The organism is Paraburkholderia sp. BR10954 (assembly GCF_040965775.1).
Classification (GTDB): domain Bacteria; phylum Pseudomonadota; class Gammaproteobacteria; order Burkholderiales; family Burkholderiaceae; genus Paraburkholderia; species Paraburkholderia youngii.
In genome coordinates this window covers 47,984-72,029 of record NZ_JBFRCK010000038.1, presented here as the reverse complement: position 1 = coordinate 72,029, position 24,046 = coordinate 47,984, and the positions used below count along the sequence as shown (strand labels likewise).

Genomic DNA, 24,046 nt, shown 5'->3' with positions numbered 1-24,046 from the left:
CCTCGCTCAGCTCCAGGCCTGCGTCGGCACGTGGTCGCGGCTGCCCTTGATCTTGTTGTTTTCATCGACGAACACGAGGTCCGGCTTCCAGCCCGCCTTCAGCTCGGCCTCGTCGACCACCGCGAACGCCGCGATGATGACCAGATCGCCGAGCTGCGCGCGGCGCGCGGCCGAGCCGTTCAGCGAAATCATGCCGCTGCCGCGCTCACCCTTGATTGCGTAGGTCGAGAAGCGCTCGCCGTTGTTGATGTTCCAGATGTCGATGCGCTCGTTTTCGACGATGTTCGCCGCTTCCAGCAGGTCTTCGTCGATCGCGCACGAGCCCTCGTAGTGGAGCTCGCAGTGCGTGACCGCGACGCGGTGAATCTTCGACTTCAGCATATTGCGTTGCATGATCAATCCAATCCTGTGTGACAGCGCAGTGTAACTGCGTTTGCGCGGGCGGGTGCGGCGTCAGATTTCGAGGTTGTCGATGAGCCGGGTCGCGCCGAGTTTCGCGGCGGCCAGCACGACGAGCGGTGCGTTGGCGTCCTGCGCGCCGGGCGCGATCAGGTTCGAGCGCTTGCGGATCGCGATGTAATCGGGATTCCAGCCGCGCGCCGCGAGCGTCGCTTTGGCCGACTCCTCGAGCTTCGCGAAGTCGCGCTCGCCCGCGAGCACCGCGTTGCGCACCCGATTGAGTTCGGCGGCCAGCATCGGCGCCTCGGCGCGCTCGGCGGCCGAAAGGTAGCGGTTGCGCGAGCTGAGCGCGAGGCCGTCGGTGTCGCGCACGGTTTCGGCGGCGACGATGTCGGTCGGCAGCGCGAATTGGTGGCACATCTGGCGCACGATCATCAGCTGCTGATAATCCTTCTTGCCGAACACCGCGACGCGCGGCTGTACGCACGACATCAGCTTCATCACCACGGTACAGACGCCGTGGAAGAAGCCGGGGCGGAATTCACCCTCGAGGATGTCGCCGAGATCGTGCGGCGGATGGACGCGATACTCCTGCGGCTCCGGATACATGTCCTTTTCGGTCGGCGCGAACAGCACGTAGACGCCTTCCTTCTGCAGCTTTTCGATGTCGGCTTCGAGCGTGCGCGGATATTTGTCGAAATCCTCGTTCGGGCCGAATTGCAGGCGATTGACGAAAATGCTCGCCACGACCGGGTCGCCGTGCTGGCGCGCGAGGCGCATCAGCGACAGATGGCCCTCGTGGAGGTTGCCCATCGTCGGCACAAAGGCCGTGCGATTCTGGCCGCGCAACTGGTCGCGCAATTCATGGATCGAGCTGATGACTTTCATGATCGGACAGGGATAGGCTCGCGCGGCGCGCGATCCGGTTGGCGCGACACCTGGCGGAATCGCGCGGGTCATCGCCTCGCCGGCAAATGACGGGTTCGGAGCGCGGATTGTAGTGGATTTGGGCAGCGGGCGCACCGAATCGCGGCGGCACTTTCGAGCGGCGCGCCGCGCGCTTGCCGCGGAGTTCCCGCTGAGGCGCGCCAGGCTTCGCTGCGACGGTTCCTAACGATTTTCCCGCGGTTGCGGCCGCGATCCGGCCGCTAAGCGGCTGTCTTTCCGCACTCAGGCCGGCAGATACGCCAGTCGCACGTAAATCGGGGCGAACGGCTCCGCCTGCGTGATTTCGACGAGTGATTCACGGCACAGCTCGAGCACGGCGATGAAGTTCACCACGACCACCGGCACACCGCGGCTCGTGTCGAACAGATCGGAAAACTCGATGAAGCGCGCGTTCTGCAACTGCCGCAGGATCAGGCTCATGTGCTCGCGCACCGACAGTTCCTCACGCGAAATCTTGTGATGCTGGACCAGCTTCGCGCGCTTGATCACGTCGGCCCACGCGGCGCGCAGGTCGTCGCTGTTCACGTCTGGAAAACGCGGCGTGACGCTCTGCTCGATATAGACCTCGGCTCGCAGGAAATCGCGCCCGAGCTGCGGCAATTGGTCGATGCGTTGCGCGGCGAGCTTGATTTGCTCGTATTCGAGCAGGCGGCGCACCAGTTCGGCGCGTGGGTCTTCGGCTTCCTCGCCGGTGTCGGCCTTCTTGACCGGCAGCAGCATGCGCGACTTGATCTCGATCAGCATCGCGGCCATCAGCAGATACTCGGACGCGAGTTCGAGATTGGTCTTGCGCAGTTGCTCGACGTAGCCGAGATATTGCTCCGTGACATCCGCCATCGGGATGTCGAGCACGTTGAAGTTCTGCTTGCGGATCAGGTACAGCAGCAGGTCGAGCGGCCCCTCGAAGGTCTCGAGGAACACCTCGAGCGCGTCCGGCGGGATGTACAGGTCGTTCGGCAGCTTGAACAGCGGCTCGCCGTACAGACGCGCGAAAGCGACGCCGTCGACCGTGTCGGGCGTCGAATCCGTAGCAGGCGTGGCAAGCGCGGTGTCGGACGGTGCCGGCGCTGGGCCGCGAACCGGGCCGTGTATCGGGCCGTGTATCGGGCCGTGAACTGGGCCGTGAAGCGGACCATGCACCTCGTCAGCGTGACTCATCGTCGGCGTGACTGGAGCGCTTAGAAGTTCTGGTAGTACGAGTAGGGCGTCTGCTGCACGCGCGAAGCTTTCTGCTCGGCGCGCTCTTCCAGATCGATCGGCTGTTTGTCCCACAGCAGTGCGCGGCCTTTGCGTTGCTCGGCCTCCAGATTGGGCTTCTGTTGCTTGAGCTGGTTCAGGAACTGGGTGATGTCCGATTGATACATGGCTCGACGTCCGTGGTGGGTAAGGTGGCGGCTCTCGGGCTGGCCGCTGCGCGGTGCCGCGAGGGGGCGCCGTTGTCAGCGATTTTACCGCATGCGCCGCGCGCGGTCGAAAATCGCCGCAAGCCGTCTATTTTCGAGATGAAGCGCGGGGCGCCGCCTGGGGCACGATACGGGCCGATTGGGGTCGCATTGTGGTCAAATAGCATGCCTCGATCGCGCAGCGCGGCCGGGACACGAGAATTCACTCATTGAGGCCGGAGGTCCTGTTTGGCGGGAGGTACGATCGACAAGCCGCGTGTGTGGCGCGGCGCAACCGGTCAGACGCGAGGGCGCGCGCGTGAGCGCGAGGCGCTCGCGCGGTGCTGGCTGCGCGTGTCGCTCACCTTCGGCCTCCTGATGATGCTGCTCGCCGGGGGCGAGGCCTACGCGGCGAGCAAGGCGCCGAGCTACAAGGTCGAGGTGGTCGCCGAGCCGCGCGCGCTGCGCCGGCTGCTCGAACAGAACCTCGATATCTCGCGTTTCGCGAAGCGCCCCGACGTCACCGACGACCAGTTCTCGTTCCTCATCACCGCGACGCCGCAGCAGGTGCGCGATCTCGCCGCGACGCAGGGCTATTTCTCCCCGCTCGTCAGCACCGACGTGCGCACAGTCGACAACCTGCGCCAGGTCACCGTGCGCGTCGAGCCGGGCCCACAGACCAAAGTCACGTCGGTCGATCTGTCGTTTCGCGGCGCGGTGCTGACCGAAGACCCGTCGCGCGAAAATGCGACGCGCTTCGCGTTCTCGCTGCACGAGGGCCAGCCGTTCTCGCAGGGCGACTGGGACGACGCGAAGAACGCGTCGCTGCGCGAGCTGCAATCGCGCCGCTACCTCGCCGCGAAGATCTACCACTCCGAGGCGCTGATCGATCCGCGCACGCACACCGCGAAGCTGTCGGTGATCTACGACAGCGGGCCGACCTTCACGATGGGCCAGCTCGACGTGCAGGGCACCAGGCGCTATCCGGAACGCATCGTCCATAACGTCAATCCGATCTCGCCGGGCGACATCTACGACACGCGCACCGTCGCCGAGCTGCAGCGGCAACTGCAGAACACCCCGTACTTCGCGAGCGTGGCGATTGACCTCGACAACGACCCCAGCAAGCCGCTCGACACGCCGGTGCACGTGAAGGTGTCGGAGTTTCCGTATCACAGCTTCCGCGGCGGCGTAGGCTATTCGACCGACAACGGTCCGCTCGTGCAGGGCGGCTACACGTACCTGAACACGTTCGGCGCGGCGTGGCCGTTCACCGTCGAGGGCCGCGCCGACCAGACGCAGCAGTACGGCCAGGTCCAGCTATCGATGCCGCCGGGCCTGCACGGCTGGACCAATAGCGTGCTCGCGTCGTACACGACCACCGACGTCTCCGACACGCGCATCTACAGCATCCGCGGCGGCGTGCAGCGCTCGCGCACGTCGCAGTTCCTCGACTACAGCTATTCGCTGCTGTTCTACGACGATAAGCTCGACCAGAACGCCGCGCCGCCGACCCGCGCGCACGCGCTGGTGCCGGGGTGGTCGTGGACGCGGCGCGACACCGATGACCCGCTGTTCCCGCGCCGTGGCAACCTGATCCACGTCGAGGCGGGCTTCGCGGTCAAGGGAGTGCTCGCCGACCAGTCGTTCATCCGCGGCTACGCGCGCGGCCAGCAGTATTTCCCGATTGGCGACAACGACATCGTGCTGATCCGCGCCGAACTCGGCGGCGTCTTCACGAGCGGCAGCTCGAGCGGCATTCCGGCGTCGCTGCTGTTCCGCGCGGGCGGTTCGAACTCGGTGCGCGGCTACGGCTTCCAGAGCATCGGTAACAACGTCGCCGGCTCGGTCCTGCCGACCAAATACCTGGTGACGAGCGCGGCCGAATACCAGCACTGGTTCTCGCGCAACTGGGGCGCGGCCGTGTTCTTCGACATCGGCACCGCCACCGACACCTGGGGCGAGAAAATTTTCTATCCGGGCGCCGGCGTCGGCGCGCGCTGGCGCAGCCCGGTCGGCCCGGTCAATCTCGATGTCGCTTACGGAATCCGCGACAACCGGGTGCGGCCGTATATCACGCTCGGCATCGCGTTCTGACGTTTGACGACAACCCGCCACCTTATTTGCCATCGTATTCACGCATGACCACCGACGTCACCGACCCGCCCAACGCGCAGCCGCCCGGCGCCACGCCGCCAGGACCGCCGGACGGGCAGCTGCCGCCCGACACGCCGCCGCCGAAGCGGCGCTGGGGCCGGCTGCTGCTGAAGGCGATCGCGGGCACGGTGATCATGCTGGTGCTGCTCGCCGTACTCGCGGTCGGCCTGTTGTACGGCGCGCTGACGACCGAACGTGGCACCGCGTATGCGTGGCACGCGGCCGTGAAGCTGCTGGGCGGCCGGCTCGCCGGCACGCTCGACGGCGGCACGCTCGCGCAGGGCGTGCAACTGCGCGACGTGCGCTGGCGCAGCCTCGACGGCAACGGCACCGACATCCAGATCGACCGCGTCGCGGGCAGCTGGGCGCTCGCGCGCGAGCCGTGGCGGTTCACGATCGATTACCTGCACGTCGGCACGATCGAGGCGCGCGTGGGCCCGTCGTCGCCGAGCAGCAACGAGCCGATGAAACTGCCGCAAGATCTGCAATTGCCGATGCAGCTGGAGATCCGCGACGTGCGGGTCGAGCGGCTGCTGCTGCACCAGGGCGCGTCGACGACGGAGCTGTCGAGCTTCGCGTTTCATGGACGCAGCGACGGGCGTCATCACGAGGCCGCGATCGACCGGCTCGAGACGCCGTTCGGGGCGCTGACGGCAGCGGCAAAACTCGATGGCGTGCAGCCGTTTCCGCTCACGGGCGAAGTCGGTTATGCGGGCAAGGTCAACGATGAAGCGGTGCAGGTCGCAGGTCACCTGAGCGGCACGCTCGAGCAACTGGTCGCCGAGCTCGATGCGAGCGGCATGAAGCTCGCCGGCCACGCGCGGGTCGAAGCGGCGCCGTTTGCCGTGGTGCCGTTGCAGCGCGCGACGCTGAGCTTCGATCATGTGAATCCGCAGACCTTCGCGCCCGGTGCGCCGTTGGCCGATCTGGCGGTGCGCGCGGAGTTGCAGCCGGTGGAGTCCGGCGCGGCCAGCACAGCCCACGCAGCGAGCGCGGCCAGCGCGGCCGAACCGTCCGCCGCCAGCCATCCGCACCACGTGTTCGGCGGCCATCACGCGCCGGTCGAACCGGCGGCGGGTTTCGCCGTCGCCGGCCATATCTCGATCGTCAACGCGAAACCCGGCGCAATCGACCAGAAACTGCTGCCGCTGATCGACGCGAACGCCGACGTGCGGCTCGACGCCCACACGCAGAGCATCGCCAACCTGAACGTGCGGCTCGTGCGCAACGCGACGCTCACCGGCGGCGGCACGCTGAGCGGCCGGCACGGCCAGCTCGATCTGAACGTCGCGCGGCTAGACCTGAACGCGCTGCAGGCGACCGTGCGGCCGACGCAACTGTCCGGCCCGATCGGCATCCGCCTGAACGACGACATCCAGAGCCTGACGCTCGATCTCGCCGACCCCGCCGCCGCGCTGCGCGCGCAGGGCAAGATCACGTTCGACCCCGCACGCATCAGCTTCAACGACGTGCGCGTCACGTCGGGCCGCGGCCGCATCGATCTATCGGGCGCGCTGAAGCACGATGCGAACTCGACCTACAACCTGAAGGCGCAACTGACCGATTTCGATCCGCTGTCGCTGACCTCGCAGATGCCGGCGCGCACGCCCGTCACGAGTTCCGGCGCGCCCGCCGCGAGCGGCGCGCGGAGCGAGCGGCAAGCGCAGGCCGCGGCGCTCGCGGGCAGCACCGCTGGCGCGAAGAGCGCGGCGCCCGGCGATCAGGCCGCGGCCATCGCGAAGAACACCGCGCAGGCGGCGGTGCAGACTGAAGTGCTCGAGCGCAGGACGCCCGCGCCCGCGCATCGCGCAGCCGGGCGCGCGGCCCCGCGCCCGGCCACACCCGCGCGCAGGATCGAGGCGCGCGTAACCGCCACGATCACCGCGGCCGGTGTGCTCGCGCCGGTCTTCACGACGCGCGCCGAATTCACGCTCGGCCCGAGCGTCTACAACGATCTGCCGCTGACGGGCGGCGGCATGATCCAGTTGGCCGGCTCGCGAATCCTGCCGAGCCGCGCGAATCTTTCCGTAGCGGGCAATCAGGTCAATCTGCAAGGCAGCTTCGGCGCGGCCGGCGACCGGCTGCGCTTCGCCATCGACGCGCCGCAGCTCGATCGGCTCGGCTTCGGCCTCGCGGGTGCGGTCGCCGCTGACGGCGACGTGACCGGCTCGTTCGCGCATCCGAACGTGACGCTGAATTACAAGGCCGACAGCGTCGTATTCGCGAGCAACCGCGTCGGCCACGCACAAGGCCATGCCGAGTTGCGCGACGGCGCGAACGGCGCGCTCGCGTTCACGACCGACGCGCGCAATGTGAGCGCGGGCGGCGTGGACCTCGCTACGCTGACCGCCCGCCTGTCCGGCACGCGCGCGAATCACACGCTCGAAGCCGCCGCGACCGGCAAGCTGCAGGACCGTCCGCTTGACCTGACGCTCGCCGCCAACGGCAAGCTGACCGACACGCGCGACGGCTCGCGCTGGGACGGCACCGTCACGCGTCTGCAGAATCGCGGTACGCCGGCGCTCAATCTCGAATCACCGCTCGCGGTCAGTGCCGGGCCGGGCCATCTGACGCTCGGCGCGACGCGCCTGACGATTGAAGGCTCGGTGCTGGCCCTGAAGTCGTTCGCGTTCGATCACGGCCGCATCCAGTCGACTGGCAGCCTGACCGATGTGTCGCTCGCGCACTTGCAGGAGCTGCGTCGCCAGATCACCGGCGAGCCGGCCGCCGTGCGCACCGACCTCGTGTTCGACGGCGACTGGGACTTCTCGCTCGGCGCGACGGCCAGCGGCCACATCGAGCTGCGCCGGCGCAGCGGCGACGTGACGGTCGAAATCGGCCGCGGGCTCGCGTCGATGGGCATTGGCGCGATTCGCGCGCGCGCCGAATTCACCGGCGGCAACCGGCTCAACGCGACGGTGCATGCGCAGGCGAGCCGCATCGGCGTGATCGATGCCGACGCGCACACGCCGCTCGTGCTGCGCGACGGCATGTTGACCGTCGATCCGCAAAGCGCGCTGTCGGGCAACGTCAACGCGAACGTGCCGTCGCTGCGCACGACGGGCGGCCTGCTCGGCCCGAGCTACCTGCTCGACGGCCGTCTCGCGCTGCAACTCGCGCTCGGCGGCACGGTCGCGAAGCCGAACGTGACCGGCTCCCTGACCGGCGACGGTCTGTCCGCGACGGTCGTGAGCCAGGGCGTGCAACTGAAGGACGGCGTCGTGCGCATCGCGCTGTCGCAGAACACGGTGGACTTCCAGCAGGTCGAGTTCCACGGCGCGAGCGGCTCGCTGCGCGCGACCGGCCGCGTGCGCCTCGACAGCGCGGAGCCCGACATGACCGCGAGCATCGTCGCGGACAAGCTCGATGTGTTCGCGTCGCCGGACCGCCATCTGTCGCTGTCGGGCAGCGCGAACATCTCGAACGGCGGCGTGGAGCGCGGCCCTGTGATCGACGGCAAGTTCGTGGTCGACCGCGCGCTGTTCGATTTGCCCGAGCAGGCCGCGCCGAGCCTCGGCGACGACGTCGTGATCATCCGCCCGGACGGCACGCGCGCGGGCGGCCGGCCGCGTCCGACCGAAGGCGGTCAGCCGCCGGCGAGCCCGTTCGCGCCACGCGCGAACATCGAGATCGGCCTCGGCAACGACTTCCGCTTCCGCGGCAAGGGCGCCGATCTCGGCCTCGCCGGTACGATCACCGCGACGAGCGCGCCGAATACGCCGCTGCGCGCGGTCGGCAACGTGCGCGTCACGCCGGGTTCGACCTACACCGCATTCGGCCGCAAGCTCACGATCGAGAACGGCTTCTTCACGTTCAACGGTCCGGTCACGAATCCGGGCATCAACATCCTCGCGATGCGCCGCAACCAGCAGGTCGAGGCCGGCGTGCAGGTTACCGGCACGCTGCAGGCGCCGGTCGCGCGGCTCGTGTCGGAACCGAGCGTGCCGGACAACGAAAAGCTGTCGTGGCTGCTGTTCGGCCACGGCACCGACCAGGGCAACAACCTCGGCCAGCAGAGCACGATGACGACCGCGCTCGCGCTGCTCGGCAGTGCGACGGGCGCGCGGATCGCGCAGACCGTCGGGCTCGACGAGTTTTCGATCGGCCGCAGCGATGTCGGTCTGACCGATCCGCAAGTCGTGATGGTGTCGAAGGCGATCAACGAGTGGCTCGTGATCGGCTACGAGCAGGGGCTGCAGTCGGCCAGCAATGCGATCAAGGCGACGATCAATCTGACGCGGTACTGGTCGCTGGTCGTCTACGGCGGCACGTTCTATGGCGCCGACGTGCTGTACACGCGGCGCTTCGATCGGATCGCGTGGTGATGAGGGCAGCATAAAAAAACGGCACGCCTGGAAGCGTGCCGTTCTCGTCATATCTGCGTGCTGCGAGGCGGGTCGGGGCGCCCGAAGCGCCGCGCGTTACTTCACGCGCATGCCGGGCTTCGCGCCGCTATGCGGCTCGAGCACGTAGAGGCCCGGTTCGGTCTTCTCGTCCGCGGCCGAGGCCGCCAGCACCATGCCTTCGGACATGCCGAACTTCATCTTGCGCGGCGCGAGGTTCGCGACCATCACGGTCAGCTTGCCGATCAGCTGCTCGGGCTGATACGCGGACTTGATGCCCGAGAACACGTTGCGGGTCTTCTCTTCGCCGACGTCGAGCGTCAGTTGCAACAGCTTGTCCGAGCCTTCCACCGCCTTGCAGTCGACGATCTTCGCGATACGCAGATCGACTTTCGCGAAGTCGTCGATGGAGATGACGCCGGACTCTTCTTCCTTCGCGGCGGCGGCGGCCTTGGCGTGGGCCTTCGCCTTCGCCTTCGCGTCGGCCGCCGCCGCTTCCGGCGTGGCCTGCAGCGACTCGCGATTGGCCGCGAGCAGCGCCTCGATCTGCTTCGGATCGACTCGCGTCATCAGATGCTTGTACGCGTTGATCGGGCGCGCCGAGCTGAGCGGCACGGTGGCGTCGGCCCACACGAGCGGCTCGATGCCGAGGAACGCCTCGACCGCTTCGGCGAGCTTCGGCAGCACCGGCTTCAGCGCGAGCGACAGCAGGCGGAACGCCTCGATGCTGACGCTGCAGGTCTCGTGCAGCGCGACCGCGTTGGCCGGGTCTTTCGCCTGATCCCACGGCTTCGCGGTATCCACGTACGCGTTGACCGCGTCGGCGAGCTCCATGGTTTGACGCAGCGCGCGGCTGTACTCGCGTGCCTCGTAGTGCGCGGCGATCTGCGGCAGCGCCGCGCGCAGCGTGCCGAGCAGCGGATGGTGCATCGCGCTGTCCTGCACGCGGCCGTCGAAACGCTTGATCAGGAAGCCGGCCGCGCGGCTCGCGATGTTCACGTACTTGCCGACCAGATCGCTGTTCACGCGCGCCTGGAAGTCGTCCAGATTCAGGTCGAGGTCTTCCATCGTGCTGTTCAGCTTGGCCGCGAAATAGTAGCGCAGCCATTCCGGATTCAGGCCGGTGTCGATCACGCTTTGCGCGGTGATGAAGGTGCCGCGCGACTTGGACATCTTCGCGCCGTCCACGGTCAGAAAGCCGTGCGCGAACACGTTGGTCGGCGTGCGATGGCCCGAGAATTCGAGCATCGCGGGCCAGAACAGTGTATGGAAATACAGGATGTCCTTGCCGATGAAGTGGTACTGCTCGGCCGTCGAGCCCTGGCGGACCCACGCGTCGAAATCGAGGCCGCGCTTTTCGGCGAGGTTCTTGAAGCTCGCGTAGTAACCGACCGGTGCGTCCAGCCACACGTAGAAATATTTGCCGGGTGCGCCCGGAATCTCGAAGCCGAAGTACGGCGCATCGCGCGAGATGTCCCAGTCGGCGAGCTTGGCTTCGCCGGCGTCGCCGAGCCATTCACGCATCTTGTTGGTGGCTTCCGGCTGCGCAAGGCCGCCGACCCATGCGCGCAGGAAGTTCTCGCAGCGCGGATCGGACAGGCGGAAGAAGTAGTGCGTCGAGGTCTTGCGGATCGGCGTCGCGCCCGAGACGACCGAGTACGGATTGACGAGCTCGGTGGGCTGGTAGGTCGAGCCGCAGACTTCGCAGCTGTCGCCGTATTGGTCTTTGGCGCCGCATTTCGGGCATTCGCCCTTGATGAAGCGGTCCGGCAGGAACATTTCCTTGACGGGGTCGTATGCCTGTTCGATCTCGCGCGCGTCGATCAGCCCCGCTTCCTTCAGCGCGAGGTAGACGTTTTCGCTGAGCACGCGGTTTTCGTCGAAATCGGTCGAGTAATAGTTGTCGAACGAAATGCCGAAGCTGTCAAAGTCGCGCTTGTGCTCCAGCCACACGCGATCGATCAGCTGTTTCGGCGTCAGTCCTTCTTTTTCCGCGCGCAGCATGACTGGCGTGCCGTGCGTGTCGTCGGCGCCGACGTAGTAGACCTCGTGGCCGTGCATTCGCAGCGCCCGGACCCAGATGTCCGTCTGGATATATTCGACCAGATGGCCGATATGAATCTGCCCGTTCGCATACGGAAGGGCCGACGTGACGAGAATCTGACGGCGGCCGGACGGCGTGCCTGCTGGGAGGTCGGTGGCGGGTGCTGACATAAGGATCGGGGGTGCCTGCGGTGGGACGAAACGATGATTTTAGCAGGGCGCACGCCGCACGCGGGCCGGGACGCGGCGGGCTGGACGAGCGGAGCGGAAGGGGATCGGCGCCGCGGTGAGGGACAACCGGGGCGACGCCCGCGAGCGAGATGCAAAACCGCGCGGGCAAAAAAAAACCGGGGTCGATAAACCCCGGAGCAACAACGACAAGAGGAGAATGGTGACGTGACGGCTTCGCCAGTCACGTACCGTAAAGAGAGACCGCGGATTTTCCGTAGAGTTCGAAATTTTTTTCGATTTGCGGACAAACCGGTCCGGCGGCTCGTTCCGACCGCCAGCCGGGCTCGTGTGGCCGCAACACCCGGCCGGCCCGGCGGCGCTTTCTCTCCTTTGACCTGCCCTTATTGCGTCGCGTGCTGGGCGGTGGCCCGCAGGTAGATCTCGACGCGACGGTTCGCCGCACGACCGGCTTCGGTGTTGTTGTCGGCGATCGGCTGGTTCGGGCCCATGCCGGTGGCCGACAGGCGCTGCGGCGCGATCCCGCGTTGCGTCAGATAGCCGGTCACGCTCTGCGCGCGGTTGACCGACAGCGTCTGGTTGTATTGCAGCGAGCCGGTGTTATCCGTATGGCCGACGACCGATGCGACGACTTCCGGATTCTGCTGCAGCGTCTGCGCGAGCTGGTCGAGCACCGGCGCGAACGTCGGCTTGATCGCGTAGCTGCTGGTGTCGAAGGTGACCGAACTCGGGATGTTCAGCTTGAGCGAGCCGTCCGGCTGCTCGGTGATCTGCGTGCCGGTGCCCTTGGTCGCGCCCGACATGCGGTTGCGGATGTTGTCCCAGTTGTAGCCGGTGATGCCGCCCACCGCGGCGCCGGTGGCCGCGCCGATCGCCGCGCCCTTGCCGCCGCCGAAAATCGCGCCGAGCGCGGCGCCGGCACCGGCGCCCACGCCCGTGCCGACTGCTGTGTTGGTGCCCTGTTGGGTCGCGCAGCCTGCCACAAGTGAGCCTGCCACGGCGAATACGGCCACGCGAGTCATGATTCTTGCATTCATCTTGATTTCCTTTCGGGTGCGAATAAACCAGCGGGTAGCGGTCAGTCTATGCAGCGAACATTACGGCAACGCAGCGACCACTCAGAAAGTTCAGGAACGGTTTCTGCGCCTTGCTTCGCGCGGCCCGACAGCGAAGCAGGGTCTTCGGGCACCGCCTGCCGTCAGACACTACAATATGCCTGAACAAGCAGCGGTGCGACCCTACGGCTTCCCGCGTGCCCCGAAGGGTGCCCGGCACGTGAGATTTTCGCAATGCCGCATAACAATTTCTTGCAAATTCCGCCGCGTGCGCGATTCGTCCATCTCGCCACGCCGCACCTCTTCCCCACGGAGTATCAATGAGTATCGATCGGGCTTTGGTCGACGCCGCTGTCGCGGCCGTCACTGACCCCAACACGGGCGCGCCGTACGTGGCCGCGAAGAGCATCCGCAGCGTGGTTGTGGAGGGCGACGCGGTCAGCCTTCAGGTGACGCTCGGCTATCCGGCGAAAAGCCAGTTCGACGCGATCCGCCAGCAGTTCGCCGACGCGCTGCGCGCGGTGCCCGGCGTCGCGAACGTGCGCGTCGAGGTTTCGCAGCAGATCGCTGCGCACACGGTGCAGCGCGGCGTGAAGCTGCTGCCCGGTGTGAAGAACATCGTCGCGGTTGCGTCGGGCAAGGGCGGCGTCGGCAAGAGCACGACCGCCGTGAATCTCGCGCTCGCGCTGGCGAGCGAGGGCGCGTCGGTCGGCATTCTCGACGCCGACATCTATGGCCCGTCGCTGCCCACCATGCTCGGCATCGAGGGCCGCCCCGAATCGCCCGACGACAAATCGATGAACCCGATGACGGGCCACGGCGTGCAGGCCAACTCGATAGGCTTCCTGATCGAGGCGGACAACCCGATGGTATGGCGCGGCCCGATGGCGACCTCGGCGCTCGAACAGCTGCTGCGCCAGACCAACTGGCACGAACTCGACTACCTGATCGTCGACATGCCGCCCGGCACCGGCGACATCCAGCTGACGCTCGCGCAGCGCGTGCCGGTCACGGGCGCCGTAATCGTCACGACGCCGCAGGACATCGCGCTGCTCGACGCGAAGAAGGGCCTCAAGATGTTCGAAAAGGTCGGCATCCCGATCCTCGGCATCGTCGAGAACATGGGTCTGCACATCTGCTCGAACTGCGGCCACGAGGAGCACATCTTCGGCGCCGGTGGCGCCGAGCGCATGAGCAAGGAGTATGGCGTCGACGTGCTCGGCAGCCTGCCGCTCGACATCACGATCCGCGAGCAGGCCGACTCGGGCCATCCGACGGTCGCCGCGGACCCGAACGGGCGCATCGCGGAGATCTATCGCTCGATCGCGCGCAAGGTCGCGGTGCATATCGCCGAACGCGCGCGCGACATGAGCTCGAAGTTTCCGAACATCGTCGTGCAGAACACCTGAGCGGCCGTTCGGGCAAGGGATTAGGGGCGATCTCGATCCCTATTTTCACGAGCTCTCGCGGTATCATGTCGACTTCACGAGTTCGGCTCGGCGGCCGCAGGGGCGGCCGCCAGGCCGACAAGAGGATCGCATGGGAAAACGAATCGACGGGCACGCGGTACATGCGTTCATCGTTCTGACTGCCGGCTGTGTGCTGTTGAGCGGCTGTGGCGTCTTCCTGAGACCACAGGAAAAGCGCGCCGACGCGCAATTGTTGCCCACCGTGGGCAATCAGGCCCACGGCCTCGTGACCTTCATCGAGCGCTCGGACGGCGTCCAGGTCACCTACAATCTCACCGGCTTGCCGCCCAATAGCGACCATGCGCTGCAGGTGCACGAGCGCGGCGACTGCAACGCCGCCGACGGCTCCAGCGCCGGTCCGGTGTTTTCGCCGGCGGCCGAGCGGCTCAAGGCAGGCGCGCGCGTCGAGGGCGATCTCGGCAATATCCATGCGGACGCGAACGGCGTGGCCACCGGCTTCATCGTCGCGCCGGACGTGTCGCTCGACGGCATCCGCTCGGTGCTGCAGCGCGCGGTGCTGCTGCACCGCGACGCGACCGATCCCTACGCATACCCTCAGCATGGCGCTGGCACGGCCATCGCCTGCGGCGTGATTCGCCAGCAGTGAACGGCGAGCGCGCTTTCGCCGCCAGGCCACCGCTCGGTGGCGCACATGACGCCATTGGCGGCAGCGATTCCGTGATCGCGTAAAATAAGCGGCCTTCGCCGGCTGAGCGCCGCAGCGCCGCCGGCAGTTTTCATCTATCTTTTCGTCACACCTGACATTCACGTCGAGCAGCGTTCACCTATGACCATCAAATCTGACAAGTGGATCCGGCGCATGGCCGAGTCGCACAAGATGATCGAGCCGTTTGCGCCCGATCAGGTTCGCGTCTCACAAGACGGCCGGAAGATTGTCAGCTACGGCACCTCTAGCTACGGCTACGACATCCGCTGCGCCGACGAATTCAAGATCTTCACCAACATCAACTCGACGATCGTCGATCCGAAGAACTTCGACGAGAAATCTTTCGTCGATTTCAAGGGCGACGTCTGCATCATCCCGCCGAACTCGTTCGCGCTCGCGCGCACGGTCGAGTACTTCCGCATTCCGCGCAGCGTGCTGACCGTGTGCCTCGGCAAATCGACGTATGCGCGCTGCGGGATCATCGTCAACGTGACGCCGTTCGAGCCGGAATGGGAAGGGCACGTCACGCTCGAGTTCTCGAATACGACACCTTTGCCTGCGAAAATCTACGCGAACGAAGGCGTCGCCCAGGTGCTGTTTTTCGAAAGCGACGAGATTTGTGAAACGTCGTACGCGGATCGCGGCGGCAAGTATCAAGGTCAGCACGGCGTCACGTTGCCGAAGACCTGACGTCGGCAGCGTCTGAACCCACCAGTTATTCGGGTGACCGCTGCGCTTTCTACGTAACGCAGCGGTCGTTTTCTTTTTGGAGAATCGCCCATGAAGTTCCGTTTCCCCGTCGTCATCATCGACGAAGATTTCCGCTCCGAGAACATCTCGGGTTCCGGCATCCGGGCTTTGGCCGAAGCCATCGAGAAAGAAGGCGCGGAAGTGCTCGGGTTGACGAGCTACGGCGATCTGACCTCGTTCGCGCAGCAGTCGAGCCGCGCGTCGTGCTTCATCCTCTCGATCGACGACGACGAACTGCTGCCGTACGTCGACAACGTGGTCGTCGAAGGCGAGACACCCGAGCTCGCGGCCGCGATCGTCGCGCTGCGCGCGTTCGTGACCGAAGTGCGCCGTCGCAATGCCGATATCCCGATCTTCCTGTACGGCGAGACGCGCACCTCGCGCCATCTGCCGAACGACATCCTGCGCGAACTGCACGGCTTCATCCACATGTTCGAGGACACGCCGGAGTTCGTCGCACGCCATATCATCCGCGAGGCGAAGGTGTACCTGGATTCGCTCGCGCCGCCGTTCTTCAAGGAACTGGTGCAGTACGCGGAAGAGGGTTCGTACTCGTGGCACTGCCCGGGCCACTCGGGCGGCGTCGCGTTCCTGAAGAGCCCGCTCGGCCAGATGTTCCACCAGTTCTTCGGCGAGAACATGCTGCGCGCCGACGTCTGCAACGCGGTCGACGAACTCGGCCAGCTGCTCGACCATACCGGTCCGGTCGCGGCCTCGGAGCGCAACGCCGCGCGCATCTTCAGCGCCGACCACGTGTTCTTCGTGACCAACGGCACGTCGACGTCGAACAAGATCGTCTGGCACGGCACGGTTGCGCCGGGCGACATCGTGCTGGTCGACCGCAACTGTCACAAGTCGATCCTGCACGCGATCACGATGACCGGCGCGATTCCGGTGTTCCTGACGCCGACCCGCAACAACTTCGGCATCATCGGCCCGATCCCGCGCAGTGAGTTCGAACCGGAGAACATCCGCAAGAAGATCGAGGCGAATCCGTTCGCGCGCGAAGCGCTCGCGAAGAACCCGAACCTGAAGCCGCGCATCCTGACGATCACGCAAAGCACGTACGACGGCGTGGTCTACAACGTCGAGATGATCAAGGAGATGTTGGGCGAATGGCTCGACACGCTGCACTTCGACGAAGCGTGGCTGCCGCACGCGGAGTTCCACGAGTTCTATCAGGACATGCACGCGATCGGCGCGGGCCGTCCGCGCATCGGCGCGATGGTGTACGCGACGCACTCCACGCACAAGCTGCTCGCCGGCATCTCGCAGGCGTCGCAGATCGTCGTGCAGGATTCGAAGAACAGCCGCTTCGACAAGCATCGCTTCAACGAGGCGTATCTGATGCATACGTCGACGAGCCCGCAGTACGCGATCATCGCTTCGTGCGACGTCGCCGCCGCGATGATGGAAGCGCCGGGCGGCACCGCGCTCGTCGAGGAGTCGATCGCCGAAGCGCTCGACTTCCGCCGCGCGATGACCAAGGTCGACACCGAATACGGCGACGACTGGTTCTTCAAGGTGTGGGGCCCGGACCAGTTCGCCGAGGAAGGCATCGGCTCGCGCGAAGACTGGATGCTGCGTCCGGACGACGCGTGGCACGGCTTCGGCCCGCTCGCCGAAGGCTTCAACATGCTCGACCCGATCAAGGCGACGATCGTCACGCCGGGTCTCAACATGGACGGCGGCTTCGACGACAACGGCATTCCGGCGGCGATCGTCACGAAGTACCTGGCCGAGCACGGCATCATCGTCGAGAAGACGGGCCTGTACTCGTTTTTCATCATGTTCACGATCGGCATCACGAAGGGCCGCTGGAACTCGATGGTGACCGAGCTGCAGCAGTTCAAGGACGACTACGACACCAACCAGCCGCTGTGGCGCGTGCTGCCCGAGTTCGTCGCGCATCATCCGATGTACGAGCGTGTCGGCCTGCGCGATCTGTGCCAGCAGATCCACAGCGTGTATCGCGCGAACGACATCGCCCGTCTGACGACCGAGATGTACTTGTCGAGCATGGAGCCGGCGATGAAGCCGTCCGACGCATTCGCGAAGCTCGCGCACCGCGAGATCGACCGGGTACCGATCGACGAACTCGAAGGCCGCGTCACGTCGATCCTGTTGACGCCGTATCCGCCGGGCATCCCGCTGCTGATTCCGGGCGAGCGCTTCAACAAGACCATCGTCAACTATCTGCGTTTCGCGCGCGAGTTCAACGAGCGCTTCCCGGGCTTCCATACGGATATCCACGGGCTCGTCGGCGAAATGGTCAACGGGCGCATCGAATATTTCGTCGATTGCGTGCGCATGTGACGATGGCGTGGGTGAAGTTGCTGACGGGCCTGCCCGCTGTCGGGCCTTGGCGGCGCGGGGCCGGCGTGCTGAGCTTCGCGCTCACGGCCGGTACGCTGGTGCTCGTCGCCATCGCTAGCCCGGCGGCGCATGCCGAGGTGGCCGCCGCCGATCCGATCGATGCCGCGATGCGCACGTGTCTCGCGCGCGCCGACATGTCGACGACGATCGGGCAGGTGCAGTGCATGGACAATGCGCGCATCGGCTGGATGGCCGCGGTCGATAGCGCGTACCAGCAGTTGCTCGCGAAGGTGCCGCCCGCGCGGCGCAGGCTATGGGAAAAGAGCCAGTCGAGCTGGCTCGCGTCGCGCGATGCCGAGAAGCAGCTGCTCGCCGCCGTGTTCGCAACGACCCAGGGCTCGATGTACGTGCTTTCCGAAGCCGACATGCAACTGCAGCCGGTGCGCGACCGCGCGCTCGTGCTGCGCAGCGCGCTCGCCGATGCGAGCGGTCCGGCGCCGCGCCGGCCGCGCGCGTGCAACGCCGATGCGCGTTGCGAACACGCGATGTTCGACCTGAACCGCTACTACCGTGTGCTCGAAGCGAAGATGCCGGCGAAGTCGCGGCCGACGCTGGTGCACGCGCAACGCGCGTGGAATGCGTATCTGACGGCATCGACGCCGCTCGTCGACGAGCGCGGACGTATCGACATCATCGGCGCGCGCGTCGCGACGATCAAACGGCTCTCCGAAACGGCCGGCAACCACTGACGGCCGCCGAGCGGCGCGACCCGCCGCAGATTCAATCCCATTGAACACCGTCTGCGCGCGGCTGCGGCGGCGCGAGCGCCGGCTCGCCGCGCAGATCGCGCATCGCATCCTCGATGATCGCGGACATCGTGTTGAGCGCGAGGTCGTTGTCGTCGGTGCCGAAGGGTTCTTCGAGCTGCGACGCGATCGCTTCGTGCGCCATGAACGTGTACGCGACGAACACCGCGAACACCGGCGTAAAAATACCGATGCTGTTGACGAGCCCGAACGGCAGCGACGCGCAGAAGAAGTACACGGTGCGGTGGATCATCACCGAATACGCGAACGGCAACGGCGTCGAAGCGATGCGCTCGCAGCCGCCGATCACGTCCGATAGTCCGTTCAGATTGCGGTCGAACGCGAGCACCGTGATCGGATCGAGGGTGCCCGCGCGTGCCGCGCGCTGCAGCCATTCGCCGAGGCACAGCATCAGCGTGGCCGGCTTGTAGCGTGATCCCATCACGCGTTCGAACAGTGCGTCGGGCAGCCGCGCGGCAAGGTCGTCGCGCGGTTCGGTCTTGCGCAACTGGTGACGCAGCGCATGCGGGAGCGCGCTAAGAATCGCCAGGAACTCGGCGGCTTCTTCTTTGGGCAACTCGCGCGACGGCAACGTCAGCGCCTGGCGCGTCAGCGAGCGCGACTCGTTGAGCAATTGTCCCCACAGCTTGCGCGCTTCCCACCAGCGGTCGTAGCTCGCGTTGTTGCGAAAGGCGAGAAACACCGCGAGCGCGATGCCGACCAGCGAGAACGGCGCGATCGAATGCAGGTTCAGGCTGACGGGCAGCAGATGATCGTGCGCGGCGAGCGCAATGATCGAGATGATAAAGATCAGGAATAGCCGCGGCAGCAACTGCGGCAGCACCGAGCCGCGCCACGCGAGCAGCATGCGGAACCAGTGGAGATGCGGGCGAATGATCATGGACGCGCGGTTCGTCTGAAGCGATAGAGCGCTCATTATCGATCGCTTTTCGTGTCCCCCGAACAGAAAAACCCGCGGCGTGCGCATCGGAGACGATGCACGCGCCGCGGGTTCGTCCGCCGCAAGCGAAGCGGACAGCGCTAAGTCAGCCTCAGTCGCGCGCCGACGAAGCCGCGCCGTGACTCAGCCAGTCGAGTACGGCCGTCGCGTCGTCGTCGGCGCCTTCGCGCGCTTTCTCGACGGTCTCGGCCACTTCATCGCTCGGCACCGCGCGGCGAATCGCTACGCCGACCGCCAGAATGTCGATCATCACGAGGTGCAGGATGCGCGAGATCATCGACAGTTGCGACTCGCGAATCTCGATGTGATCGGTTTCCAGCGCGACGGTCGCGCGCTTCGCGAGCGGCGTGTTGCTCGAGGTGATCGCGATCACCTGCGCGCCGGCCTGCATCGCGACGTCGAGCACGCGCAGCAGCTCGGGCGCGCGCCCCGACTTCGACACCGCGACGATCACGTCGCCCTTGCCGAGCAGCGCGGCCGAGGCCGCCTGCATGTACAGGTCGCCATACGCGATGGTCGGAATACCGAAGCGGAAGAACTTGTAGTGCGCATCCTGCGCGACGATGTTCGAGTTGCCGAGCCCGTAGAACTCGATGCGCCGCGCGCCGTTCAGCAGGTCGATCGCGCGTTCCACGTGCTCGAAGTTCAGATGCTCGCGCAACTGCAGGATCGCCGACACGGTATTGTCGAGCACCTTCGCGCCGAAGTCGGTCGCGGTGTCGCCGAGATGCACCTGGCTGTGGCTGACCGGAATCGTGCCGGTCAACCCGGTCGCGAGCTTCAGCTTGAAATCCGACAACCCCTGGCAGCCGAGCGAGCGGCAGAAGCGGATCACGGTCGGCTGACTGACGTCGGCCTTGCGCGCGATGTCGACGATCGGATCGTTGATGATCGAACGCGGATGGTTCAGCGCGAGGTCGGCGACGCGGCGCTCGGCCGGCGTCAGCGCGTCGCGCATCTGGCGAATCCGCTCGAACACTGCCGACGAGCTGCCGCCCGCGCGGTTCGACAACTGCTCCGCGAGAATCGCCGATACGCCGAGGAACGCCGGGTATTCGGCGGTGATCACGTAGGTCGGCACGTTCTGCAGATACGCCTCGAAGCGGCCCTTCGCCTCGAAGCGCTGGCGGAACGACGAACGCGCGAACAGCTCGCCGAGACGCGGCACGACGCCGCCGCCGATATAGATGCCGCCGAGCGCGCCGAGCGTAACTGCGATATTGCCGGCGAAGGTGCCGAGGATGCCGCAGAACACGTCGACCGATTCGGCCGCGAGCGGCTCGCCTTCGTGCGCGCGCTTGACCACATCGGCCGGATTGACGCTGGCCGGCACGCGTTTCTTGTCGCGGCCCGCGAGCGCGCGATAGATCACCTCGAGGCCCGGACCCGCGGCCACCCGTTCGAACGACACGTGCGACCACTTCTTGCGCGCGTAGTGCAGCACGATCTCTTCGCGTTCGTCGGCGGGCGCGAAGGTGGCGTGGCCGCCTTCGCTGCCGAGCGCGATCCAGCGGTCGTCGGCAGGAATCAGGCCCGACACGCCCATGCCGGTGCCGGGGCCGAGCAGGCCGATCACGCTGTTGGGCCGGCGCTGGCCGCCGCCCACCTGCACGCGCTGGGTGTCGGTGAGGCCGGGCAGCGCCATCGCGAGCGCAGTGAAGTCGTTGACGACGAGCAGCGTGTCGAAGCCGAGCGTGCGGCGCGTCGCTTCGATCGAAAAGGTCCAGTCGTGATTGGTCATGCTGACCTGGTCGCCGTCGACCGGGTTCGCAATCGCGATCGCCGCGTGATTGACGCGGCCGATCTTCGTGTCCTTCAGATACGTCTTGATGACGTCGGCGACGCTCGGATACTCGGCGCAAGGATAGACCTGCACCGAACCGATTTCGCCGGGGCCAGTCTCGAGCGCGAAACGCGCATTGGTACCGCCGATGTCGGCCAGCAGCCTCGGCCCATCGGCGTGCTGGGCCGCGCCCGGCACAGCTTTAGTTTGCACACCAGTAGACATCGAGTCTCACTCCCTTGTCGTTTGCCAGTTGCGAGATGGCATTTTTTTGTAGCGCAGCGGATGCGGCGTTGAGCACGTCCATCTTGCGCGGTCCTGCAATCAGCAGAAACAGATGCTTGACGTCCTTCAGCGCGGACAGCGACCAGCTCACGCGCGCGTGCGGCGCCGCGCCCGGATGCACCGCGACGAAACGCTCGGTCGTGGTGATCGCGTGATCCCATTCGGGCGCATCGGCGAAGATCGACGCGGTGTGGCCGTCTTCGCCCATGCCCAGCACCGCGACGTCGGGTGCCGTGGCGAAGCGCGCGTCCGCGTTCAGCGCGGCAACGTGCGAGTGCAGATCCTGGCTGGTGTCGACGAGCGGCCAGAAGGTCGCGTGTTGCGCGGCGTTCTGCAGCAACGTGGCGCGCGCGAGCTGCGCGTTGCTCGCGCTGTCGGTCTCCGGCACCCAGCGGTCGTCGACCAGCGTGACCGCGATGCGGGGCCAGTCGAACGTCTGCGTCGACAACGTTTGCAGAAACGGACGCGGGCTGCTGCCGCCGGACACGGCCAGCATGGCCGGGCGCGCGAGCGGGGTTGACGTCCCGGTGCCGGCCGCCTGTGCGGCAAGCGACGCATGTAACGCGTCGCCCACCGCTTTCGCCAGCGCGTCGGATTGCGCGCGCTGGTCGTCGAAAGCGTGAAGCTCGATCACTTCTCCTCCGTGCTGCATTCTTGTTGGATCTGCGGAATCAGCCTGACTGCTGTCGCGCGATGCCTGCATGGCGGGGTGGCCGGCAGACGCCTGACGCGATACCGGCGCGACTCCGTTCAGTTCGTCGGTGGTGTTGCCGGCGCCGCGCGCCGAAATGTTCATCGCGCGCGGCGCCGTCCGTCAATTCATCAAACTCAATTCTCTTCTTCGAGCCAGCAGGTGCCGTGCTGGGCGAGCATCGCGCTCGCCGCGGCCGGTCCCCACGTGCCCGCCGCGTACGGCTTGGGCGGCTTGGTCGAGGCTTCCCATTCGTTCAGGATCGGCTCGACCCAGCGCCATGCGGCTTCCTGTTCGTCGCGCCGCACGAACAGCGCGAGGCGCCCGTGAATCACGTCGAGCAGCAGCCGCTGATACGCCTCCATCTGGCCTTCGCGGAAGAACCGGTCGAACGCGAGATCGAGGTACACGCTCGCGAGGTTCATACCCTCGCCGGGCTGCTTCGCGAGACAGTACAGACGAATCGTCTCGTTCGGCTGCAGACGGATCACGAGGCGGTTCGCGCCCGCGCGCAGCGCCGACGCGCCAAGCGCCGAATGCGGCACCGCACGGAAATTCACGACGATCTCGGCGACGCGATCGGCGAGCCGCTTGCCGGTACGCAGGAAAAACGGCACGCCGGCCCAGCGCCAGTTCTCGATCTCGACCTTCAGCGCGACGAAGGTCTCGGTGGAGCTGTCCGGCTTCACGCCGTGCTCGGTCGCGTAGGCCGGCACCGTGTTGCCGCGGATCACGCCCGAATGATACTGGCCGCGCACCGCGACCTTGCCGATTTCCTGCGAATCGACCGGTTTTAGCGCGCGCAGCACGCGCAGCTTCTCGTCGCGAACCGAGTCGGAATCCATCGAGTGGGGCGGCTCCATCGCGACGATCGACAGCAGCTGCAGCAGGTGGTTCTGCACCATGTCGCGCAGCGCGCCGGTATTGTCGTAGAAATCGCCGCGCGCTTCGACACCGAGTTCCTCGGCGATCGTGATCTGGATGCTTTCGACCCATTCGCGGCGCCACAGCGGCTCGAACAGCGCATTGCCGAAGCGTAGCGCGAGCAGGTTCTGCACCGGCTCCTTGCCGAGGTAATGGTCGATCCGGTAGATCTGCTCTTCCGCGAAAATTTCGCCGACCGCGTCGTTGATTGCATTCGACGACTTCAGATCGTAGCCGAGCGGCTTCTCGAGCACGATGCGCGCGTTGTGGTTCAGACCCACCGCGGCGAGCGCTTGGCAGATCGGCACGAACAGCGACGGACCGGTCGCCAGATAGAACACGCGGATGCCGGGCATATCCTGGATGGCGTCGCGCAGTTGCGCGAAGTCACCCGGATTGCCGAGATCGATCTTCACGAACTCGATGCGCGCGAGGAAGCTCGTCCACGCGGCTTCGTCGAGGCCGTTTTTCGACACGTGCGGCTTGACGTGCCCGTCGACCCACTGCAGGTACTCGCCGCGATCCGCGATGTGCCGCGCGACCGCGACGATCTTGCCGTTGTCGGCGAGCATGCCCCCCGCGCGGTGCGCCTCGAACAGCGCGGGCAGGATCTTGCGCATCGACAGGTCGCCGGTGCCGCCGAAGAGAACGAAGGTGAAGCTTGAGTCGGTATGCATGAGTCTCCGTCGATGTCCTGAAAGGCCGCCGCGCTGATCGGACACCGCACGTGCAGCGACCTGGAAGAGCGACCGTAGTCCGATAAAATATTTTTTGACACTGAATTGTAGTTTAACTACAATCCAAATCAAGAGGTAGCGTTAATTCGAACAAAAAAGCGTGCGCTGTGCAGACGAATTGCACGCTTTTTGCGAATCGGC

General features: G+C 66.1%; 17 protein-coding genes. 7 read left to right on the top strand and 10 right to left on the bottom strand.

The window, feature by feature from the left end; all coding sequences use genetic code 11:
• Positions 1-6: 6 nt before the first annotated feature.
• The 4 genes from panD to AB4Y34_RS34675 all read right to left on the bottom strand — a co-directional run bounded on the left by panD (position 7) and on the right by AB4Y34_RS34675 (position 2,711).
• On the bottom strand, positions 7-393 hold the full coding sequence (gene panD, locus AB4Y34_RS34690; protein WP_018431692.1) for an aspartate 1-decarboxylase: 387 nt from the start codon (positions 391-393) through the stop codon (positions 7-9).
• Positions 394-453: 60 nt separating this feature from the next.
• Positions 454-1,287, bottom strand: coding sequence for a pantoate--beta-alanine ligase (gene panC, locus AB4Y34_RS34685; protein WP_176367052.1), 834 nt, complete (start codon positions 1,285-1,287; stop codon positions 454-456).
• A 282-nt stretch (positions 1,288-1,569) separates the two neighbouring features.
• Positions 1,570-2,505, bottom strand: coding sequence for a ScpA family protein (locus AB4Y34_RS34680; protein WP_217910343.1), 936 nt, complete (start codon positions 2,503-2,505; stop codon positions 1,570-1,572).
• Between the two features lie 20 nt (positions 2,506-2,525).
• The gene (locus AB4Y34_RS34675) at positions 2,526-2,711 is read right to left on the bottom strand and encodes a DUF3460 family protein (protein ID WP_013088716.1); all 186 of its coding nucleotides are present in this window, start codon (positions 2,709-2,711) and stop codon (positions 2,526-2,528) included.
• 267 nt (positions 2,712-2,978) lie between these two features.
• On the opposite strand from AB4Y34_RS34675, the gene AB4Y34_RS34670 reads away from it, so the two are divergent.
• A complete protein-coding gene (locus AB4Y34_RS34670; protein ID WP_368718596.1) occupies positions 2,979-4,826 on the top strand; it encodes an autotransporter assembly complex family protein in 1,848 nt (615 codons plus the stop codon).
• A gap of 44 nt (positions 4,827-4,870) precedes the next feature.
• Positions 4,871-9,211 (top strand): translocation/assembly module TamB domain-containing protein, encoded by a 4,341-nt coding sequence (locus AB4Y34_RS34665; protein WP_368718595.1) that lies wholly within the window; start codon positions 4,871-4,873, stop codon positions 9,209-9,211.
• A gap of 96 nt (positions 9,212-9,307) precedes the next feature.
• On the opposite strand, the gene metG is transcribed toward AB4Y34_RS34665, so the two are convergent.
• Both metG and AB4Y34_RS34655 read right to left on the bottom strand, forming a co-directional pair.
• Entirely contained in the window at positions 9,308-11,443 is a 2,136-nt protein-coding gene (gene metG / locus AB4Y34_RS34660; RefSeq protein ID WP_368718594.1) for a methionine--tRNA ligase, read from the bottom strand.
• Between the two features lie 401 nt (positions 11,444-11,844).
• Entirely contained in the window at positions 11,845-12,498 is a 654-nt protein-coding gene (locus AB4Y34_RS34655) for an OmpA family protein (protein ID WP_176121160.1), read from the bottom strand.
• A 338-nt stretch (positions 12,499-12,836) separates the two neighbouring features.
• Between AB4Y34_RS34655 and apbC the strand changes: the two genes are divergently transcribed.
• From apbC to AB4Y34_RS34630, 5 genes are all read left to right on the top strand, one after another.
• Complete coding sequence (gene apbC / locus AB4Y34_RS34650; protein WP_368718593.1) at positions 12,837-13,925, top strand: iron-sulfur cluster carrier protein ApbC; 1,089 nt, start codon at positions 12,837-12,839, stop codon at positions 13,923-13,925.
• 130 nt (positions 13,926-14,055) lie between these two features.
• On the top strand, positions 14,056-14,592 hold the full coding sequence (locus AB4Y34_RS34645; protein ID WP_176109298.1) for a superoxide dismutase family protein: 537 nt from the start codon (positions 14,056-14,058) through the stop codon (positions 14,590-14,592).
• Between the two features lie 180 nt (positions 14,593-14,772).
• Entirely contained in the window at positions 14,773-15,342 is a 570-nt protein-coding gene (gene dcd / locus AB4Y34_RS34640; RefSeq protein ID WP_013088723.1) for a dCTP deaminase, read from the top strand.
• A 90-nt stretch (positions 15,343-15,432) separates the two neighbouring features.
• Positions 15,433-17,718, top strand: coding sequence for an arginine/lysine/ornithine decarboxylase (locus tag AB4Y34_RS34635; RefSeq protein ID WP_176379911.1), 2,286 nt, complete (start codon positions 15,433-15,435; stop codon positions 17,716-17,718).
• A gap of 2 nt (positions 17,719-17,720) precedes the next feature.
• Positions 17,721-18,467: a lysozyme inhibitor LprI family protein gene (locus AB4Y34_RS34630; RefSeq protein WP_176379910.1), complete on the top strand. Its 747-nt coding sequence runs from the start codon at positions 17,721-17,723 to the stop codon at positions 18,465-18,467.
• Between the two features lie 31 nt (positions 18,468-18,498).
• Here the strand turns inward: AB4Y34_RS34630 and AB4Y34_RS34625 are convergent, their stop codons facing one another.
• The 4 genes from AB4Y34_RS34625 to zwf all read right to left on the bottom strand — a co-directional run bounded on the left by AB4Y34_RS34625 (position 18,499) and on the right by zwf (position 23,845).
• Positions 18,499-19,425, bottom strand: coding sequence for a bestrophin family protein (locus AB4Y34_RS34625; protein ID WP_368718592.1), 927 nt, complete (start codon positions 19,423-19,425; stop codon positions 18,499-18,501).
• Positions 19,426-19,576: 151 nt separating this feature from the next.
• Positions 19,577-21,493 (bottom strand): bifunctional transcriptional regulator/glucokinase, encoded by a 1,917-nt coding sequence (locus AB4Y34_RS34620; protein WP_176121163.1) that lies wholly within the window; start codon positions 21,491-21,493, stop codon positions 19,577-19,579.
• Positions 21,471-22,187, bottom strand: a complete 717-nt coding sequence (gene pgl / locus AB4Y34_RS34615; protein ID WP_176379991.1) for a 6-phosphogluconolactonase — start codon at positions 22,185-22,187, stop codon at positions 21,471-21,473. Before pgl ends, AB4Y34_RS34620 begins: the two co-directional genes overlap by 23 nt.
• Before the next feature lie 194 nt (positions 22,188-22,381).
• Complete coding sequence (zwf, locus tag AB4Y34_RS34610; RefSeq protein WP_368718591.1) at positions 22,382-23,845, bottom strand: glucose-6-phosphate dehydrogenase; 1,464 nt, start codon at positions 23,843-23,845, stop codon at positions 22,382-22,384.
• Positions 23,846-24,046 lie beyond the last annotated feature (201 nt).

Excerpts from the sequence above, each read along its gene's own strand:
- apbC (WP_368718593.1), top strand. The coding sequence starts at position 12,837 with ATGAGTATCGATCGGGCTTTGGTCGACGCCGCTGTCGCGGCCGTCACT.
- AB4Y34_RS34630 (WP_176379910.1), top strand. The coding sequence starts at position 17,721 with ATGGCGTGGGTGAAGTTGCTGACGGGCCTGCCCGCTGTCGGGCCTTGG.
- AB4Y34_RS34680 (WP_217910343.1), bottom strand. The coding sequence starts at position 2,505 with ATGAGTCACGCTGACGAGGTGCATGGTCCGCTTCACGGCCCAGTTCAC.
- panD (WP_018431692.1), bottom strand. The coding sequence starts at position 393 with ATGCAACGCAATATGCTGAAGTCGAAGATTCACCGCGTCGCGGTCACG.
- AB4Y34_RS34675 (WP_013088716.1), bottom strand. The coding sequence starts at position 2,711 with ATGTATCAATCGGACATCACCCAGTTCCTGAACCAGCTCAAGCAACAG.
- AB4Y34_RS34645 (WP_176109298.1), top strand. The coding sequence starts at position 14,056 with ATGGGAAAACGAATCGACGGGCACGCGGTACATGCGTTCATCGTTCTG.
- panC (WP_176367052.1), bottom strand. The coding sequence starts at position 1,287 with ATGAAAGTCATCAGCTCGATCCATGAATTGCGCGACCAGTTGCGCGGC.
- AB4Y34_RS34635 (WP_176379911.1), top strand. The coding sequence starts at position 15,433 with ATGAAGTTCCGTTTCCCCGTCGTCATCATCGACGAAGATTTCCGCTCC.
- AB4Y34_RS34655 (WP_176121160.1), bottom strand. The coding sequence starts at position 12,498 with ATGAATGCAAGAATCATGACTCGCGTGGCCGTATTCGCCGTGGCAGGC.
- AB4Y34_RS34665 (WP_368718595.1), top strand. The coding sequence starts at position 4,871 with ATGACCACCGACGTCACCGACCCGCCCAACGCGCAGCCGCCCGGCGCC.
- AB4Y34_RS34620 (WP_176121163.1), bottom strand. The coding sequence starts at position 21,493 with ATGTCTACTGGTGTGCAAACTAAAGCTGTGCCGGGCGCGGCCCAGCAC.
- dcd (WP_013088723.1), top strand. The coding sequence starts at position 14,773 with ATGACCATCAAATCTGACAAGTGGATCCGGCGCATGGCCGAGTCGCAC.
- AB4Y34_RS34625 (WP_368718592.1), bottom strand. The coding sequence starts at position 19,425 with ATGATCATTCGCCCGCATCTCCACTGGTTCCGCATGCTGCTCGCGTGG.
- zwf (WP_368718591.1), bottom strand. The coding sequence starts at position 23,845 with ATGCATACCGACTCAAGCTTCACCTTCGTTCTCTTCGGCGGCACCGGC.
- metG (WP_368718594.1), bottom strand. The coding sequence starts at position 11,443 with ATGTCAGCACCCGCCACCGACCTCCCAGCAGGCACGCCGTCCGGCCGC.